The following is a 15,237-nucleotide window of genomic DNA, read 5'->3' as shown; positions in this document are numbered from 1 at the left end:
GCGAATTGCAGGGATTGTAGGGAATTTACGCCAGCGGGTAAAGGCCTCTCTACTTATTCTTTTAGATTGTTCTAATCGAAAAAAGGGAGCCGATGGCTCCCTGAATTTTTACTTGGCTAAAATAGTTTAGCTAAGTAAAATTTTTGGGTCTACGAACTCAAAGTTAAGCGCTTCTGCAACTTCAAGGCACGTGATCTTACCATGCATAACATTAAGACCGTTTAATAGGTGTTTATCATTCAAAAGGGCATCTCTGTAACCAAGATCTGCAAGTTTGATGATATAAGGAAGTGTTGCATTGTTTAGTGCAAATGTTGACGTGCGTGCAACAGCGCCAGGCATGTTAGCAACACAGTAGTGGACTACATCATCAACAATATAGGTTGGATCTTGGTGTGTAGTTGCATGAGAGGTTTCGATACAGCCACCTTGGTCAATAGCAACATCAACAATTGCAGAGCCAGGCTTCATGCTCTTAATGTGCTCTTTAGTCACTAGTTTTGGCGCTGCAGCACCAGGTACTAGGACGCCACCGATCACAAGATCAGCTTCTAACACATGCTTCTCAATAGCATCAGCAGTAGAGTAGATAGCTTTAACCTTATTGTCGAACTGAGCATTCAAACGGCGCAGTGCGTCGATGCTACGATCTAAAATGACAACGTCAGCACCTAGACCAACAGCCATCTGCGCGGCATTGGTTCCCACCATGCCGCCGCCGATGATGACGACTTTAGCTGGTTCAACCCCAGGAACACCACCAAGTAGCATACCGCGACCGCCCATAGACTTTTCAAGCGCCATGGCGCCAGCTTGAATAGACATACGGCCAGCAACTTCTGACATAGGAGCAAGAAGTGGTAATGTACCGCGGTCATCGGTGACGGTTTCATAAGCGATACAAACTGATCCACTTTTGACTAAGTCTTCAGTTTGAGGGAGGTCAGGAGCAAGGTGAAGGTAGGTAAATAGCAGCTGATCTTCACGTAACATCGCACGTTCAACAGCTTGTGGCTCTTTAACTTTAACTATCATATCTGCTGTTGCAAACACTTCAGCTGCAGTGGCTAAAATAGATGCGCCAACGTCGATATAATCTTGATCTGTAAAACCAATTCCTGAACCAGCATTAGTTTCAATAAAGACCTTATGACCTTTAATGGTTAATTCACGTACGCTTGATGGGACCATTCCAACGCGATACTCGTGGTTTTTGATTTCTTTAGGTACACCAATTATCATCTTCGAGCCTCAAATTGCATAAAAACCCATTATATATGGGAATAATTGTGATTTTGTCGTGACCTGAACGTGATTAGTTCAGGGAAATCTAGTATAGTATCAGTTCGGCAGTTTATGCTGCTGAACTTTCGACATACGTAGTGATAAATGTTGTTTTAGTGATAAAGCAAGGTTAATAATATGGTTAATAATAAAAAGAGTCCAATAAAAGACTTAGATCGCATAGATCGAAACATACTTAATGAACTGCAGATGGATGGTCGCATTTCCAATGTGGAGCTATCGAAACGTGTAGGGCTTAGTCCCACTCCTTGCTTAGAGAGAGTTAAAAGACTCGAAAAGCAGGGGTATATCAACGGATATACGGCATTAGTAAACCCCCATTTTTTGGGTGCTTCTTTACTCGTATTCGTTGAAATTACGCTCAATCGTGATAGTTCGGAAGTGTTTGATAAGTTCAATCGTGCCGTACAGTTACTTGACGACATTCAAGAGTGTCATCTAGTTTCAGGCGATTTTGACTATCTGTTGAAGACGCGTGTATCAGACATGTCTGCATACCGACGTTTATTAGGTGAAACTTTACTTAAGTTGCCATCTGTTTCTGACACACGTACCTACGTGGTGATGGAAGAGGTCAAGCAAACTAATAAAGTTGCAATAAATATTACCGCTGAATCTTAGGATTTAAAGGTAGTAATGACAAAGGAGCCAACTATGGCTCCTTTTCTTATTCCGCCATATGATCTTTCGAATGGCGATAAAATCATCGTTTACATTAATTTAGATTCATCTTATTGCCTTTAGATAGGTTTAACCGCTGCAAATTCACCATAATTTTGATATCTTACCTTTACCTGTCTTTATCTTTTTTATGGGTTTTCATTTGTCTAAGGGAAATAGTGTCAAAACGCTCACTGGCGTGCAGCGCCTTCTGGAAGGAGGCCTCATTATATGTTGCATGTTAGCAACTTACGTACTCCTAGCCTTAAGTAGCTTTCATTCTTCAGACCCAGGTTGGAGTCAGTCAAATTTCGAAGGTGAGATCTTAAACCTCACCGGAGCCGTCGGTGCTTGGTGTGCGGATGTGTTGTTCTATTTTTTTGGTTATACCGCTTATCTCATTCCTATCATTATGGCACTAACAGGGTGGTTACTGTTTAAACGCACACATAAGTTGTTGGAAATTGATTACTTTTCAGTTGGACTACGTCTAATAGGCTTCCTGCTTATGGTATTTAGTTTAGCGGCGCTGGCCAGTATGAATGCCAATGATATCTATGAGTTCTCGGCCGGTGGTGTCTCTGGTGATGTGATCAGAGATGCAATGTTGCCTTATTTCAATAAGTTAGGTACTACTTTACTGCTACTTTGCTTCGTAGGGGCAGGCTTTACACTGCTAACGGGCATTAGTTGGCTCACAATAGTGGATTTAACTGGTTATTACACTATTTACCTCTTTAATGCTCTGCGAGGTCTGCCTGCTCGTTTTGACAGTCGAGCTGAAGAGACAGAAGATACTCGCGGCTTTATGTCTGTGTTTGATAAATTTAAAGAAAAGCGTAATCAGCATCGAGAAGGTGATGTCGATAATGAAGAGGAGTTCGAGGAGCCAGAAAAGCCCAGCTCTAGGTTTAACTTGCTTGACGCCATGCGTAAAGAACCTAAAGATGAGGGGCGCGTCGAACCAAGAACAGAACCAAAGTTTGATCATCAAGAGAGTGAAAATAGTTCAGCCCCAGCTGATATGCCTGAGCTTGAGCCATCATTGTCAATTGATAATACAGAGCATGAAGAGATTGATTTTGATACCAGAACATCGACAGGAGCTGTCACCGCGGCTCAGCGTCAGAAAGTCGAAGAAGCAAAGATTGTTGATGGGATTGTAATACTGCCAGGACAAGAGGAAGAGGAGGCGAAGCTGCCTATTACTCCTCTGCCTTGTATCTCGTTACTTGATGTCCCTAACAGACAAGATAACCCTATTAGTCGTGAAGAGCTAGATCAGGTCGCGGCGCTTGTTGAAGTTAAGCTGGCTGATTTTAATATTGTTGCTAAAGTCATGGGTGTTTTCCCAGGTCCCGTGGTCACTCGCTTTGAGCTTGAATTAGCGCCAGGGGTAAAAGCATCAAAAATCACGAATTTATCAAAAGATTTAGCCCGCTCTTTGCTTGCTGAAAGTGTACGAGTCGTTGAGGTGATCCCTGGTAAGGCTTATGTGGGCCTTGAGCTGCCAAACAAGTTCCGCGAAACGGTGTTCATGAGAGATGTGTTAGACAGTGAAGCCTTCTCAGAGAGTAAATCTCATTTAAGCATGGTACTGGGCCAAGATATTGCAGGTCAGCCTGTTGTGGTGGATCTCGGAAAGATGCCGCACCTCCTGGTTGCGGGTACAACAGGATCGGGTAAGTCTGTTGGGGTCAATGTGATGATCACCAGTCTGCTCTATAAATCAGGCCCCGATGATGTGCGCTTTATTATGATTGACCCAAAGATGCTCGAGCTTTCAGTTTATGAAGGGATCCCGCATCTTCTGTGTGAAGTTGTTACCGACATGAAAGAGGCGGCTAATTCATTGCGCTGGTGTGTTGGTGAGATGGAGCGTCGATATAAGCTTATGTCGGCACTGGGTGTGAGAAACCTTAAAGGCTACAACGCCAAGATAAAAGAGGCGAAGGAGTCTGGTCAGCCTATTTTTGATCCGCTTTGGAAATCATCTGATAGCATGGAGCCAGAAGCGCCTGAGTTAGATAAGCTACCTTCTATTGTGGTTATCGTCGATGAGTTCGCCGATATGATGATGATTGTAGGTAAGAAGGTTGAAGAACTCATCGCACGTATCGCACAAAAGGCTCGAGCTGCAGGTATTCATCTTATTCTCGCAACTCAGCGTCCTTCTGTTGATGTGATCACAGGCTTAATTAAAGCCAACATTCCAACGCGTATGGCGTTTCAGGTATCGAGTCGTATCGATTCCCGTACCATTTTAGATCAACAAGGTGCAGAAACCTTATTGGGTATGGGTGATATGCTTTATCTGCCACCTGGAACATCAGTGCCAAATCGTGTTCATGGTGCCTTTATTGACGATCATGAAGTGCATGCGGTTGTTGCTGATTGGCACCGCCGTGGTAAACCTCAATATATTGATGAAATTTTACAAGGCTCGACCGAAGGAGAGCAGGTGCTGTTGCCGGGAGAGGCCAGTGAATCTGAGGATGATACCGATGCTCTTTATGATGAAGCGGTTGCTTTTGTCACTGAAACACGCCGCGGCTCAATCTCCAGCGTACAGCGTAAATTTAAAATAGGTTATAACCGCGCAGCCCGAATTATTGAGCAGATGGAATCACAAGGTGTGGTGAGTTCACAAGGACATAACGGTAACCGTGAGGTGCTCGCGCCACCGCCACCTAAAATTTATTAATGATAGCCTCAAAACAACAGCCGCTGGCTTTTGATATTTGTGGGACTAGATAGTTTGGGGCAATCCCCTTTGAAAAGAATTCGATGAAGGAATTAAGATGAGAAAAACTTTAACCGCGCTGATGCTAAGCTTGCCGCTATTGACTCCTCATATGGCTTTTGCTGATGAGTCATCAGTGTTAAAAGCAAAATTGACCGAAATAGCCACACTTAAAGCTAAGTTTGAGCAAACGGTTACAGACATCAATAACAAACAGATCCAGAAAGGAAGCGGCATCTTTGCATTGGCTTATCCGAATCAATTTTACTGGCATCTCACTGCGCCAGATGAATCTTTGATTGTTGCAGATGGTACTGATGTATGGATCTATAACCCCTTTGCGGAGGAGGTCTCTGTGATGGACCTCAATCAAGCGATCAGTGCTTCTCCAATTGCACTTTTAGTTCACAGAGATGAGGAGACCTGGTCTCAATACTCGGTAACCAGTGATAATGGCTGTTTCAATATTAAGCCTAAAAGTATCGATGCAGGAGTTGAGTCTGTTAAGGTCTGTTTTGATGACAAGACATTGACCGAGATGGTATTGCAAGATCAGCAGGGCAATGTCAGCCAGTTTACACTCTCTGAGCAAACAGCCATTGATGATGCTGAGCGTGCTATGTTCAAATTTACCGTCCCAGATGATGTTGATATCGATGACCAACGTCTCAATGCGATCAATTAAGAGGCCTTAGTGTCCAGTTTTAGTTTCGATTTTGCCCCAGATTTTAGACCACTCGCCGCACGCATGCGGCCCGAGGAGCTGTCTCAGTATATCGGCCAGTCTCACCTGTTAGGTGAAGGAAAGCCACTTCGTAAAGCACTTGAAGCTGGACGTGCTCACTCAATGATGTTTTGGGGGCCTCCAGGAACGGGGAAAACAACCTTAGCTGAATTAGTCGCGAACTATGCCAATGCACATGTTGAGCGTATCTCTGCAGTCACATCTGGCGTCAAAGAGATACGTACCGCCATTGAGCATGCAAAGAATGTGGCTGAATCTCGAGGGCAGCGCACCTTATTGTTTGTGGATGAGGTGCATAGGTTCAATAAAAGCCAGCAGGATGCTTTTTTGCCTTTTATCGAAGACGGCACCGTCATCTTTATCGGCGCGACCACAGAGAATCCCTCATTTGAGATCAATAATGCACTGCTTTCAAGGGCTCGCGTTTACCTTATCAAGAAATTAACCAACGATGAGATTGTGCTGATTGTTAATCAAGCACTGTTGGATGTTGAACGAGGATTGGGTAAAAGAAAGCTGACTATTCCCGATGCTGTTGCGAATAAACTGGCCAATGTGTGTGATGGTGATGCCCGTAAAGCACTTAATTTAATTGAATTAATGAGCGATATGGTGGCCGATGGTGAAAGTTTCACTGAGGAGATGATTGTCGAAGTCGCTGGTCAGCAGTTAGCTGGTTTCGATAAAAATGGCGATCAATATTACGATCTGATCTCTGCCGTACACAAGTCCATTAGAGGCTCAGCACCTGATGCGGCGCTCTATTGGTTTTGTCGTATGTTAGAGGGGGGCTGCGATCCTCTCTATATTGCGCGTCGTTTATTGGCTATCGCTTCAGAGGATATTGGTAATGCCGACCCTGTGGCCATGACTGTTGCTATCAATGCATGGGAGTGTTTTCATCGTGTTGGGCCTTCTGAAGGAGAGCGCGCAATTGCACAGGCCATTATCTACCTTGCCAGTGCCCCTAAAAGCAATGCCGTGTATACCGCTTTTAAAGCAGCTCGCCAGCTAGCCCGTGAAACTGGCCAAGATGCGGTACCCGAACACTTGAGAAATGCACCGACTCAATTGATGAAGGATATCGGCTTTGGTGAAGGGTATCGATATGCTCATGATGAACCAAACTCCTATGCCAGTGGAGAGTGTTACTTTCCTGAAAGACTCGCTGGAAGCCGTTTTTATTATCCGACGGAACATGGCTTTGAGAAACGAATTAAATCGAAATTAGAGCAATTGACCCAGCTTGATAATGATAGTGAGATAAAACGGTATGAATAATATTCTATTTGTTGCACTCGGGGGATCTATTGGGGCTGTTTTTCGTTATCTGATCTCAATTTTCATGGTACAGCTATTTGGCTCAGCATTTCCTTTTGGTACACTATTAGTCAATATCATAGGCTCGTTTTTGATGGGTGTGATTTACGCTTTAGGTCAGGTGAGTGAAGTTAGTCCTGAAATAAAAGCTTTAGTGGGTGTTGGTCTATTAGGTGCACTTACAACGTTTTCAACTTTTTCCAATGAAACCTTGTTATTGATACAAAGTGGAGCTTGGTTAAAGGCATTTTTAAATATCGCTCTGAACCTATGTCTGTGTATATTCATGGTCTACTTGGGACAGCAGTTGGTTTTTTCTCGCATTTAACTATTAAGAATATAAAACATGTTAGATCCAAAATTTTTGCGTAATGAATTAGAGGCAACGGCGGAAAGCCTAGCCACCCGTGGTTTTATTCTGGATGTAGAGCGTCTGAGTAAGTTAGAGGAAAAGCGTAAGTCACTTCAGGTGGCTACCGAAGAGCTACAGGCTTCCCGTAATGCCATCTCTAAATCTATTGGACAAGCAAAAGCAAAAGGTGAGGATGTTGCGCCTATTATGGCTCAAGTTGGTGACCTTGGCTCGCAACTTGATTCTAAGAAAGCAGAGCTTGCTGAGCTTCTAGAAGAGCTAAACGCAATTGCACTGAGCGTACCTAATCTACCTGATGCATCTGCACCAATCGGCAAAGATGAGAGCGAGAATGTTGAAGTTCGCCGCTGGGGCACAATTAAAGAGTACGGCTTTGAGGTTAAAGACCATGTTGAACTTGGTGAAACTTTAGGCGGCTTAGACTTTAAGTCAGCAGTTAAGATCACGGGTTCTCGTTTCATTATCATGAAAGGCCAAATTGCGCGTATGCACAGAGCATTAGCCCAATTTATGCTAGATCTGCACACGACAGAGCATGGTTATACTGAAACTTATGTTCCTTTATTAGTCAACGAAGATAGCTTGATGGGAACAGGTCAACTACCAAAATTTGGTGAAGACCTTTTCCACACTAAACCTGCAACTGAAGAGGGGCAGGGACTGAGCCTTATTCCGACAGCTGAGGTGCCGCTGACTAATATCGCTCGTGATACCATCATAGATGAAGCTGAGCTGCCTGTTAAGCTCACCGCTCATACGCCTTGCTTCAGAAGTGAAGCGGGATCCTACGGTCGTGATACTCGCGGTCTTATTCGCCAACATCAATTTGATAAGGTTGAGCTTGTCCAGCTAGTGAAGCCTGAAGATTCAATGGCGGCGCTAGATGCGTTAACTGGCCACGCCGAAAAGGTACTTGAGAAACTTGGTCTGCCATACCGCACCGTTATTCTATGTACCGGTGATATGGGTTTTGGTTCAAGTAAAACTTTCGATATTGAAGTGTGGTTGCCAGCGCAAAATACATACAGAGAGATCTCATCTTGCAGTAATATGCAGGACTTCCAGGCTCGCCGTATGCAAGCGCGTTATAAAGCTGCTGATGCTAAGAAACCAGCTTTACTGCATACCTTAAATGGCTCAGGTTTGGCTGTTGGACGTACTTTAGTTGCTGTGCTTGAAAACTATCAGAATGAAGATGGATCAATTACAGTACCAGAGGTTCTTCGCCCATACATGGGTGGATTAGAGAAGATTGGTTAAACCAATCCGTAAGTAGTTAGTAGATCGACGCTTAACAGACAAAACGATTAAATAAGTTAATGTCGTCGATCTATGTGAGAATCATTTTAGGGGATACGCATTATGGATGCTGGAAGGCGCTACTTTCAGTGGCTTACCTATGTTGCTGTGATCTGCTTATTCGGCGCGATTATGTTTGCTACATTTGGCGAGGCCGCAATATTGGTTTTTAAAAATGTCATGGGTTAGTATCTGTTTTGATGCGTTTTGACGCTCATTACATATGCTAGACCTGATACCTATCAGTTTTAAAGTCTTTTATAGGTTCGCTTGTCTGAACTGCTTTAAAAACCTCAACCATTAATCTGGTTGAGGTTTTTTTATATACACTTAGCAGGTTTAGGAAGGCCAGCTATTTTTGTCGCTTGTTTGGCAGGCCCCACAGGGAAAAGGGTGTATAGGTACTTTGAATTCCCTTTGTCTGCGCCAAGCTTTAAACCTATCGCCTTCACGAGTACTCTAATGGCTGGACTGGTCTTAAATTCAAGGTAAAAGTCACGCACAAAATGGATGACCTCCCAATGTGCCTCTGTTAATTGGATCTCCTCTTTTGCAGCGATTACCTCTGCAATACCTTCATTCCAATCATCCACATTTTTCAGGTAACCTTGATGATCTGTCTCTATCTGGGTTTGATTGTATTCGATGCTATTAATTGTGTCTGTCACCAGCTGATCACCTTTTCATGACGTAATGTTTCTTGAACAAATTGCTCGTAGCTAATTGAGGAATATTGGTTAAGCCGTTCATTCAGACCTCTCGCTTCTATATCTTCCTTTAACACTAACACTGTTATTTGAGAAAGCTTCTCTTGCCAACAAGTCAGTAAAAGTGCATTAACGGCATTGCCAGACAACAAGAGAGTGTCTTGTTTATCTATATAGCGTAGGCAAGTCGATAATGCATTATCTTGAGCTGGCGATGTCTGTATCTTGTGTAAAATCATTAGAATACTAAAACCTCATCCGCACTGGCTAGTTGCTCGCGAATAGTTGATGGGGCCACTATGCTAGGTGCTATGGTTAGCTCTGCGTTAGCTAAGCCGTATTCCTGTAATGAGGCTTCGCATGCCAGTATGGTATCGATATCATAAAGGGGGAGGGCACCAAAGGTTGCAATAAAATCTTTTGCACCGACAAGTTCAGGCTGCTGTGTTTTAACTAGATTCAAGACCCCTTCATCGGCAAAGATCAGCGACACCTCTTGCTCAAAGCTTGCACTTAATAGTGCGAGATCTAATGCCTCCCTGCCATGGGGGCTGCCGTGTGGTGCACGGCGAAATATGATAGTTAACTTTTTCATATCCAGTTTCTTAATTCAATTTTTACTCATACTGCATTTAAGCAGTTATTACTTTTTAGACGAGCTGTTTAGAAGCTTACCAGTCTGTCTGTTTTCTCAATCCCGACTACTAGCTCACCAAGGCCACCCATCTCAAAGGGGCTCTGCATATTCCAGTGGGGGAGCTTAGACTCATCGGCTTCGGTTTTCGATATCACACCACGCCTTAGAGCAGCTGATACACAGTTGACTAATCTGACACTGTATTTTTGATTAAGTGAAATCCAGGCTCTAGTCAGATCAAACTCATCGGATGCAGGACTGTTTAATGAGCTGGTATTGAGCACACCATCTTGATAGAAAAACACACAGTTGATCTCATGACCAGCTGCCAATGCTGCTTGGGTAAATTGGTAGGCACTGTAACTGGCAGAACTGCCATAGACCGGGCCGTTAACTTGAATGATGAATTTGCTCATGTATAAACACTGCTGTTAAAAATGAAAAACAGGACAAAAAAATAGCCCCTTTAAGGAGCTATTCTAACGTAAAATACAGACTGAGAAATGTTTATTTACCCTTAGGCAAATGAAGTTCAATAATCCGTATTTAACAGCCTGTGATTAATCATCACCGCCGATACCCATCAGGTGCAATAGTGCGATGAATAGGTTTAGGAAGTCTAGGTATAAAGAGATAGTTGCACGAATGTAATTGGTCTCACCACCATTCACAATACGGCTCGTGTCATACAAGATGAAGCCTGTCATTAGCAGTGCAATACCTGCGTTAAGTGCCATAAATACGACACCACTACCGATAAAGATGTTCGCAATACCTGCAACGATAGCGATAACAATACCAGCCATTAGGAAGCCCCTCATAAATGAGAAGTCTTTCTTAGTTGTAATTGCGTATGCAGATAGAGTCACAAAGACTACAGAAGTCAGGCCAAGCGCCTGCATGATAAGCTGTGGGCCGTTAGCCATACCTGCGTAATGGTTAAGGATATAGCCTAATGAAGCGCCCTGCATCCCCGTAAAGGCAAAGACCCAAAAAAGTCCTGCAGCACTTTCAGCTTTTCTTAATGTCACGAACAGGACAACTAAGCTACCCAGAGACATACCGATAGACAGAAGAGGACCAATTTGCAATGCCATTGCTAAGCCGGCACAAACCGCTGAGAAAGCGAGTGTTAGCGAAAGTAGCATATAGGTATTTTTAAGAAGCTTATTCACTTCCATTGTGGAAGCGCTGGTTGAATACAGTGTCTGTTGTGTCATATCGATCTCCAGTGACCCTTTTTAGCAGATGTTCTTATCATATTACTTCGATTCGCTTCACTCAAAAGAGTTCCGCAAGTCGAGACGTCAGCCTAATTACCGCGTATCTATTACAGTAAGTTATTGAATCATACAGTAGCGAGTCTGAGGGGGAAAGCCACAAAGCGCTTTTCAGTACCTAAAACAGGCTCTTTATCTCCAATATTAACTGAACCTTAAATATGAGTCGTAATATTACCGTTTCTTTCATCATACGCCAGCGCAATAACACTGGCATAGGCGAATTTAGTTTTATGCACAAAGTTTAATGCACTTTATTCTTCCTAGCTTGAGCCTTTGTCCAATATTAATTGTTGGTAATGACTTAAAGAAACCAGTCATTATGTAACTTTTCACTGTCTCCCAAATAGTCCAAGACCCAGGCCATAGCTGGGGACATATTGGCGCCATTCCATGCCAAGCAGCAAGGACTTGGTGCTTTAGGCCGTTCAAGCTCCTTAGATAGCAGGGCACCGGAGCGGATAAAGGGCTCTGCAAAGTGCATCGGCATATAGCCGATCCCTAAGCCTTCTCGGAAACAGTTGATGGCCCTGATCCAATCGGGAACCACTAAGCGACGTTGATTCTCAAGTAACCAGGTCATACGTTTGGGGATCTCTCGGGAGGTGTCTTCAAGACAGATAGAGGGATATTGTCGTAACTCATCGTCTGTTAATGGTCTATCTATCTCTGCAAGGGGGTGTCGCTTACTGATCAGGAAAGCCCACTCAATCTCTCCCATATCACGGAAATGGTAATCACCACCGACAGGTATGGCTGTGGTCGCCCCAATAGCAATATCGCTGCGCCCATTGGCAATGGATTCCCAGACACCATTAAATACCTCAATACGGATGATCAACTCAACATTGGTAAAGTGTCGATAGAAGTCAGCAATGAGCACACTTATCTTATCGGCTCTGACGATATTATCCAGTGCTATTGAGAGCGTTGGCTGCCAACCATTGGCAACGCGCTTGGTATCATCTTTCATCGATTCCATGTTGGTCAAAATAACACGAGCTTGTTTGACGAAATATTCTCCCGCAGGGGTCAGACTAACACTTCGGTGGTGGCGTTCAAATAATGTGGAGCCAAGTTCATCTTCAACCTGTTTTACTGCATAACTGACAGCAGAAGGGACCTTGTGAAGTTTATTGGCTGCGGCGGTGAAACTACCAACACGAGCGACCATGTCGATAAGTTGTAGTGATTGTTCAGAAAGCATACCAGCAGTTCCTTGCTATGAGAAATTTTGAAGGCTAAGGTCAAAAATAAACGCTTCACAAGGATTTAGCAAGTCTTTAGACTGCGCAGCCTTAGCTATTATTCACTTTTACAATATCGAAATTTATATGAATTCTCTCGAAAATACCAAGTACTTTCTATTTCTTAGCTACTTAGCCTTGTTGAGTATGTTAGGTTTTATTGCCACCGATATGTATCTTCCTGCTTTTAAAGCGATTGAGGATACAATGCAGGCAAGCCCAGCCCAAGTAGCCAGTTCATTGACTTGCTTCTTGGCAGGTTTAGCTATTGGACAACTTCTTTATGGGCCTCTGGTTCAGCGAATTGGTAAACGTAACTCTCTGTTATTGGGTTTAGTTATCTTTGCTGTTGCCAGCTTCGCTCTTGCATCAAGTGAAACAGTACTTTCTTTCAATATTGCTCGCTTCTTCCAAGCGTTAGGTGCATGTAGTGCTGGTGTGATCTGGCAAGCTATCGTGATTGAGAAGTACGATTCAATCAAAGCTCAAAATGTATTCTCTAACATTATGCCTTTGGTTGCGCTTTCTCCTGCATTGGCTCCTCTGTTAGGTGCATTTATTCTCGATATCAGTAGCTGGCAAAGTATCTTCTTACTGTTAACTGTTTTAGCTGTGGCCTTAATGCTACTTACACTGGCTTTTGTGCCTAAAGAGAAAGCGGCTCATAGCGATGATGTTGCAGTTGCACCTATCTCATATTTGGGCCTGTTAAAGAATCCTAAGTATCTTGGTAATGTGATCATATTTGGTGCATGTTCAGGAGCCTTTTTTGCTTACCTGACTGTATGGCCGATAGTGATGGAGCAGCATGGTTTTGCGGCTAAAGAGATAGGGTTGAGTTTTATTCCGCAGACTATCATGTTCATTGTTGGTGGTTACGCCAGTAAGATCTTGATCCGTAAAGTTGGCGCAGAGAAAACGCTCACCATTATGCTGGTTTGTTTTGGCTTATGTGTGCTTTCAATTGTATTGAGTTCACTGGTCTTTAAAGCTGACAGTATTCTGCCTCTATTAACGGCGTTTTCGATACTGGCTGCCGCGAATGGCGCTATTTACCCAATTGTGGTGAACTGTGCACTGCAGGAATTTACTAAGAATGCCGCTAAAGCTGCTGGCCTACAGAACTTCTTGCAGATGAGTATCGCTTTTGGTGCATCAAGCTTAGTGGCTTTATGGGCTGCATCGGGCGAAGTTGCAATTGGTTGGGGGATCTTATCTTGTGCAATCTTAGTGTTAGTTGGGTATAAGTTAAGAGTTAATAGCTCTTGGAGTGAGGTTAAAAATCACTTTACTACGCCAGATCCAGCTCGTATTGCTCTAGAGCAAGATAAGCTTAATCGTGATTAAGCGCTGGATTTATCTTCATTTAGCCAGTCAATAGTCGGTGAAATAGTCAGTTAAATGTTTTTTTATTAAAAGTACAGATTAGGACTTTACATAGAAAGCGGGTAGCTATATTATTCGCGGCGTTCGGAGGGATGGCAGAGTGGTCGAATGCACCGGTCTTGAAAACCGGCATGGGTTTATAGCCCATCTAGGGTTCAAATCCCTATCCCTCCGCCATATTTAGATGAAGCCCCAAGTAGAGATACTTGGGGCTTTTTCGTTTCGAGGCAGTAGCTGAACCCTAGGGTTCCTATTGTTTAAATCAGCTATCCCTCCGCCATATTTAGATGAAGTCCTAATAAAAGCGTTAGGTTTTTTACTATTTGTTATTTGTGCTCCATTTAGAAGAGAGATGCCGAAGGTGCAATTCATTTTAATGAGGGGGATTTATAACTTATTGTTACTTATGTTGGATTTTTAACTTTCGAAGAGAGTATCTTTGTTAAATCTGACATGATTGAGTGAGTTTTTCTTGTCATAAACGCTGAACTGGTTCAATCTGCCATTTTTGTCAGGATGACAAGTGCTTGTCCTGACCTTGTTACTAAAAGGATTTTCCTATGCAGTTTAAATTGAAAAAACTTGCCTTACTCTCTTCAGTTCTTATATCTGCTTTTGCATTGCAAGCTTGCGATAGTAAAACGGTTACTCCAAATCAAGATGGCTCAATAGCCGATAAGCAGCTTACAGAAAAGGCCAGCGTGATGAAATCACTGGATGTGAACGTGATCTATTTAGATCGTAGAATGTTGCCGCCTAATGCGGTGCTTGAGGTGGTGCTTGAGGATGTTTCAAAAGCCGATGCGGCTTCAGAGCTTATTGCAAGCCAGACAGTAACTGAGCTTGGTGCGCCTCCCTATACAGTGAGCATTGGGTATGATTCAAGCAATATTTTAGATAAACATAGATACAGTTTACGTGCGACAATTAAAGCTGAAGACAGCTTAGTGTTTACATCGACAACCCATATCGACCCCTTTGCTCAAAATCAAGCATCGCCTATTGAGATAAAATTGGATCGTGTGGTACGAGACAAAGCAGCAGATGTTAACGCTAATGCTGAGTTTAGTCTTACCCATTGGGAATTAATGAGCTTAGCCGAGAGTCCAGTTGCTATGGGTGAGGGAGATAACGCGCTTTTTATTCAATTTAATAGTGACAAAAATGCGGTTAACGGTTTCTCTGGCTGCAATAACTTTATGGGAAGTTTTCAAACCCAAGAGGGAAAGCTGACCATGGGACCTGTAGCTGGTACGCGTAAAATGTGTGCCAAAGGGATGGAGCAAGAGATGGCGTTTCTTACTGCACTGGAAAGCTTTGCAAGTTATCAAGTTCAAGGTGAGATCCTAATCGTTAAGAATAACATGGGGAAGGTTGTAGCAAGGTTTGAATCCCGCGACATGGAGTAGGGTTCAAATTTTAAGTGACCGGGTATCATATGTTGTTTAAATTTAAACAATCCATATAGCTTTGAAAACAGTTCCATCCCTATAAAAAATGCCGCTTCTGTTAAACAGAGCGGCATTTTACTTTTG

At 43.2% G+C, this 15,237-nt stretch carries 15 protein-coding genes and 1 tRNA gene; 9 read left to right on the top strand and 7 right to left on the bottom strand.

Annotation, left to right across the window (positions count from 1 at the left end; all coding sequences use genetic code 11):
• Positions 1-126: 126 nt before the first annotated feature.
• Positions 127-1,242: an alanine dehydrogenase gene (ald, locus tag SWOO_RS12720; RefSeq protein WP_012325104.1), complete on the bottom strand. Its 1,116-nt coding sequence runs from the start codon at positions 1,240-1,242 to the stop codon at positions 127-129.
• Positions 1,243-1,422: 180 nt separating this feature from the next.
• Here ald and lrp point away from each other — a divergent pair, with 180 nt between their 5' ends.
• The 6 genes from lrp (at position 1,423) to serS (ending at position 8,406) form a co-directional block, all read left to right on the top strand.
• The gene (gene lrp / locus SWOO_RS12715; protein WP_012325103.1) at positions 1,423-1,926 is read left to right on the top strand and encodes a leucine-responsive transcriptional regulator Lrp; all 504 of its coding nucleotides are present in this window, start codon (positions 1,423-1,425) and stop codon (positions 1,924-1,926) included.
• Between the two features lie 202 nt (positions 1,927-2,128).
• The gene (locus SWOO_RS12710) at positions 2,129-4,669 is read left to right on the top strand and encodes a DNA translocase FtsK (protein WP_041417636.1); all 2,541 of its coding nucleotides are present in this window, start codon (positions 2,129-2,131) and stop codon (positions 4,667-4,669) included.
• Between the two features lie 97 nt (positions 4,670-4,766).
• Positions 4,767-5,393 carry an outer membrane lipoprotein chaperone LolA gene (gene lolA, locus SWOO_RS12705; RefSeq protein ID WP_012325101.1) on the top strand — a complete coding sequence of 209 codons (627 nt, stop codon included), beginning with the start codon at positions 4,767-4,769 and terminating at the stop codon, positions 5,391-5,393.
• A 9-nt stretch (positions 5,394-5,402) separates the two neighbouring features.
• Positions 5,403-6,734, top strand: a complete 1,332-nt coding sequence (locus tag SWOO_RS12700; protein ID WP_012325100.1) for a replication-associated recombination protein A — start codon at positions 5,403-5,405, stop codon at positions 6,732-6,734.
• Positions 6,727-7,101: a fluoride efflux transporter CrcB gene (gene crcB, locus SWOO_RS12695; protein ID WP_012325099.1), complete on the top strand. Its 375-nt coding sequence runs from the start codon at positions 6,727-6,729 to the stop codon at positions 7,099-7,101. Before SWOO_RS12700 ends, crcB begins: the two co-directional genes overlap by 8 nt.
• An 18-nt stretch (positions 7,102-7,119) precedes the next feature.
• Positions 7,120-8,406, top strand: a complete 1,287-nt coding sequence (serS, locus tag SWOO_RS12690; RefSeq protein WP_012325098.1) for a serine--tRNA ligase — start codon at positions 7,120-7,122, stop codon at positions 8,404-8,406.
• 359 nt (positions 8,407-8,765) lie between these two features.
• Here the strand turns inward: serS and SWOO_RS12680 are convergent, their stop codons facing one another.
• The 6 genes from SWOO_RS12680 to punR form a co-directional block, all read right to left on the bottom strand.
• Positions 8,766-9,113, bottom strand: a complete 348-nt coding sequence (locus SWOO_RS12680; RefSeq protein WP_012325096.1) for a TusE/DsrC/DsvC family sulfur relay protein — start codon at positions 9,111-9,113, stop codon at positions 8,766-8,768.
• Positions 9,110-9,391, bottom strand: coding sequence for a sulfurtransferase complex subunit TusB (gene tusB, locus SWOO_RS12675; protein ID WP_012325095.1), 282 nt, complete (start codon positions 9,389-9,391; stop codon positions 9,110-9,112). Before tusB ends, SWOO_RS12680 begins: the two co-directional genes overlap by 4 nt.
• Positions 9,391-9,747 carry a sulfurtransferase complex subunit TusC gene (tusC, locus tag SWOO_RS12670; RefSeq protein WP_012325094.1) on the bottom strand — a complete coding sequence of 119 codons (357 nt, stop codon included), beginning with the start codon at positions 9,745-9,747 and terminating at the stop codon, positions 9,391-9,393. Before tusC ends, tusB begins: the two co-directional genes overlap by 1 nt.
• 68 nt (positions 9,748-9,815) lie before the next feature.
• A complete protein-coding gene (gene tusD, locus SWOO_RS12665; protein ID WP_012325093.1) occupies positions 9,816-10,205 on the bottom strand; it encodes a sulfurtransferase complex subunit TusD in 390 nt (129 codons plus the stop codon).
• A 144-nt stretch (positions 10,206-10,349) separates the two neighbouring features.
• Positions 10,350-11,009: a Bax inhibitor-1/YccA family protein gene (locus SWOO_RS12660; protein WP_012325092.1), complete on the bottom strand. Its 660-nt coding sequence runs from the start codon at positions 11,007-11,009 to the stop codon at positions 10,350-10,352.
• 364 nt (positions 11,010-11,373) lie between these two features.
• The gene (punR, locus tag SWOO_RS12655) at positions 11,374-12,276 is read right to left on the bottom strand and encodes a DNA-binding transcriptional activator PunR (RefSeq protein ID WP_012325091.1); all 903 of its coding nucleotides are present in this window, start codon (positions 12,274-12,276) and stop codon (positions 11,374-11,376) included.
• A gap of 115 nt (positions 12,277-12,391) precedes the next feature.
• Between punR and punC the strand changes: the two genes are divergently transcribed.
• The 3 genes from punC to SWOO_RS12640 all read left to right on the top strand — a co-directional run bounded on the left by punC (position 12,392) and on the right by SWOO_RS12640 (position 15,111).
• On the top strand, positions 12,392-13,663 hold the full coding sequence (gene punC, locus SWOO_RS12650; protein WP_041417634.1) for a purine nucleoside transporter PunC: 1,272 nt from the start codon (positions 12,392-12,394) through the stop codon (positions 13,661-13,663).
• 125 nt (positions 13,664-13,788) lie between these two features.
• Positions 13,789-13,879, top strand: a tRNA-Ser gene (locus tag SWOO_RS12645).
• Between the two features lie 383 nt (positions 13,880-14,262).
• Entirely contained in the window at positions 14,263-15,111 is an 849-nt protein-coding gene (locus SWOO_RS12640) for an META domain-containing protein (protein ID WP_012325089.1), read from the top strand.
• Positions 15,112-15,237: the final 126 nt, after the last annotated feature.

This window comes from Shewanella woodyi ATCC 51908 (genome assembly GCF_000019525.1).
GTDB lineage: Bacteria > Pseudomonadota > Gammaproteobacteria > Enterobacterales > Shewanellaceae > Shewanella > Shewanella woodyi.
The sequence above is the reverse complement of the archived record's forward strand: the minus strand, read 5'-3'. Positions and strand labels throughout refer to the sequence as shown.

Bases quoted from the DNA above. Each gene is read 5' to 3' on its own strand.
- crcB (WP_012325099.1), top strand. From the start codon at position 6,727: ATGAATAATATTCTATTTGTTGCACTCGGGGGATCTATTGGGGCTGTT.
- SWOO_RS12640 (WP_012325089.1), top strand. From the start codon at position 14,263: ATGCAGTTTAAATTGAAAAAACTTGCCTTACTCTCTTCAGTTCTTATA.
- serS (WP_012325098.1), top strand. From the start codon at position 7,120: ATGTTAGATCCAAAATTTTTGCGTAATGAATTAGAGGCAACGGCGGAA.
- lrp (WP_012325103.1), top strand. From the start codon at position 1,423: ATGGTTAATAATAAAAAGAGTCCAATAAAAGACTTAGATCGCATAGAT.
- lolA (WP_012325101.1), top strand. From the start codon at position 4,767: ATGAGAAAAACTTTAACCGCGCTGATGCTAAGCTTGCCGCTATTGACT.
- tusC (WP_012325094.1), bottom strand. From the start codon at position 9,747: ATGAAAAAGTTAACTATCATATTTCGCCGTGCACCACACGGCAGCCCC.
- punR (WP_012325091.1), bottom strand. From the start codon at position 12,276: ATGCTTTCTGAACAATCACTACAACTTATCGACATGGTCGCTCGTGTT.
- tusD (WP_012325093.1), bottom strand. From the start codon at position 10,205: ATGAGCAAATTCATCATTCAAGTTAACGGCCCGGTCTATGGCAGTTCT.
- ald (WP_012325104.1), bottom strand. From the start codon at position 1,242: ATGATAATTGGTGTACCTAAAGAAATCAAAAACCACGAGTATCGCGTT.
- tusB (WP_012325095.1), bottom strand. From the start codon at position 9,391: ATGATTTTACACAAGATACAGACATCGCCAGCTCAAGATAATGCATTA.
- SWOO_RS12660 (WP_012325092.1), bottom strand. From the start codon at position 11,009: ATGACACAACAGACACTGTATTCAACCAGCGCTTCCACAATGGAAGTG.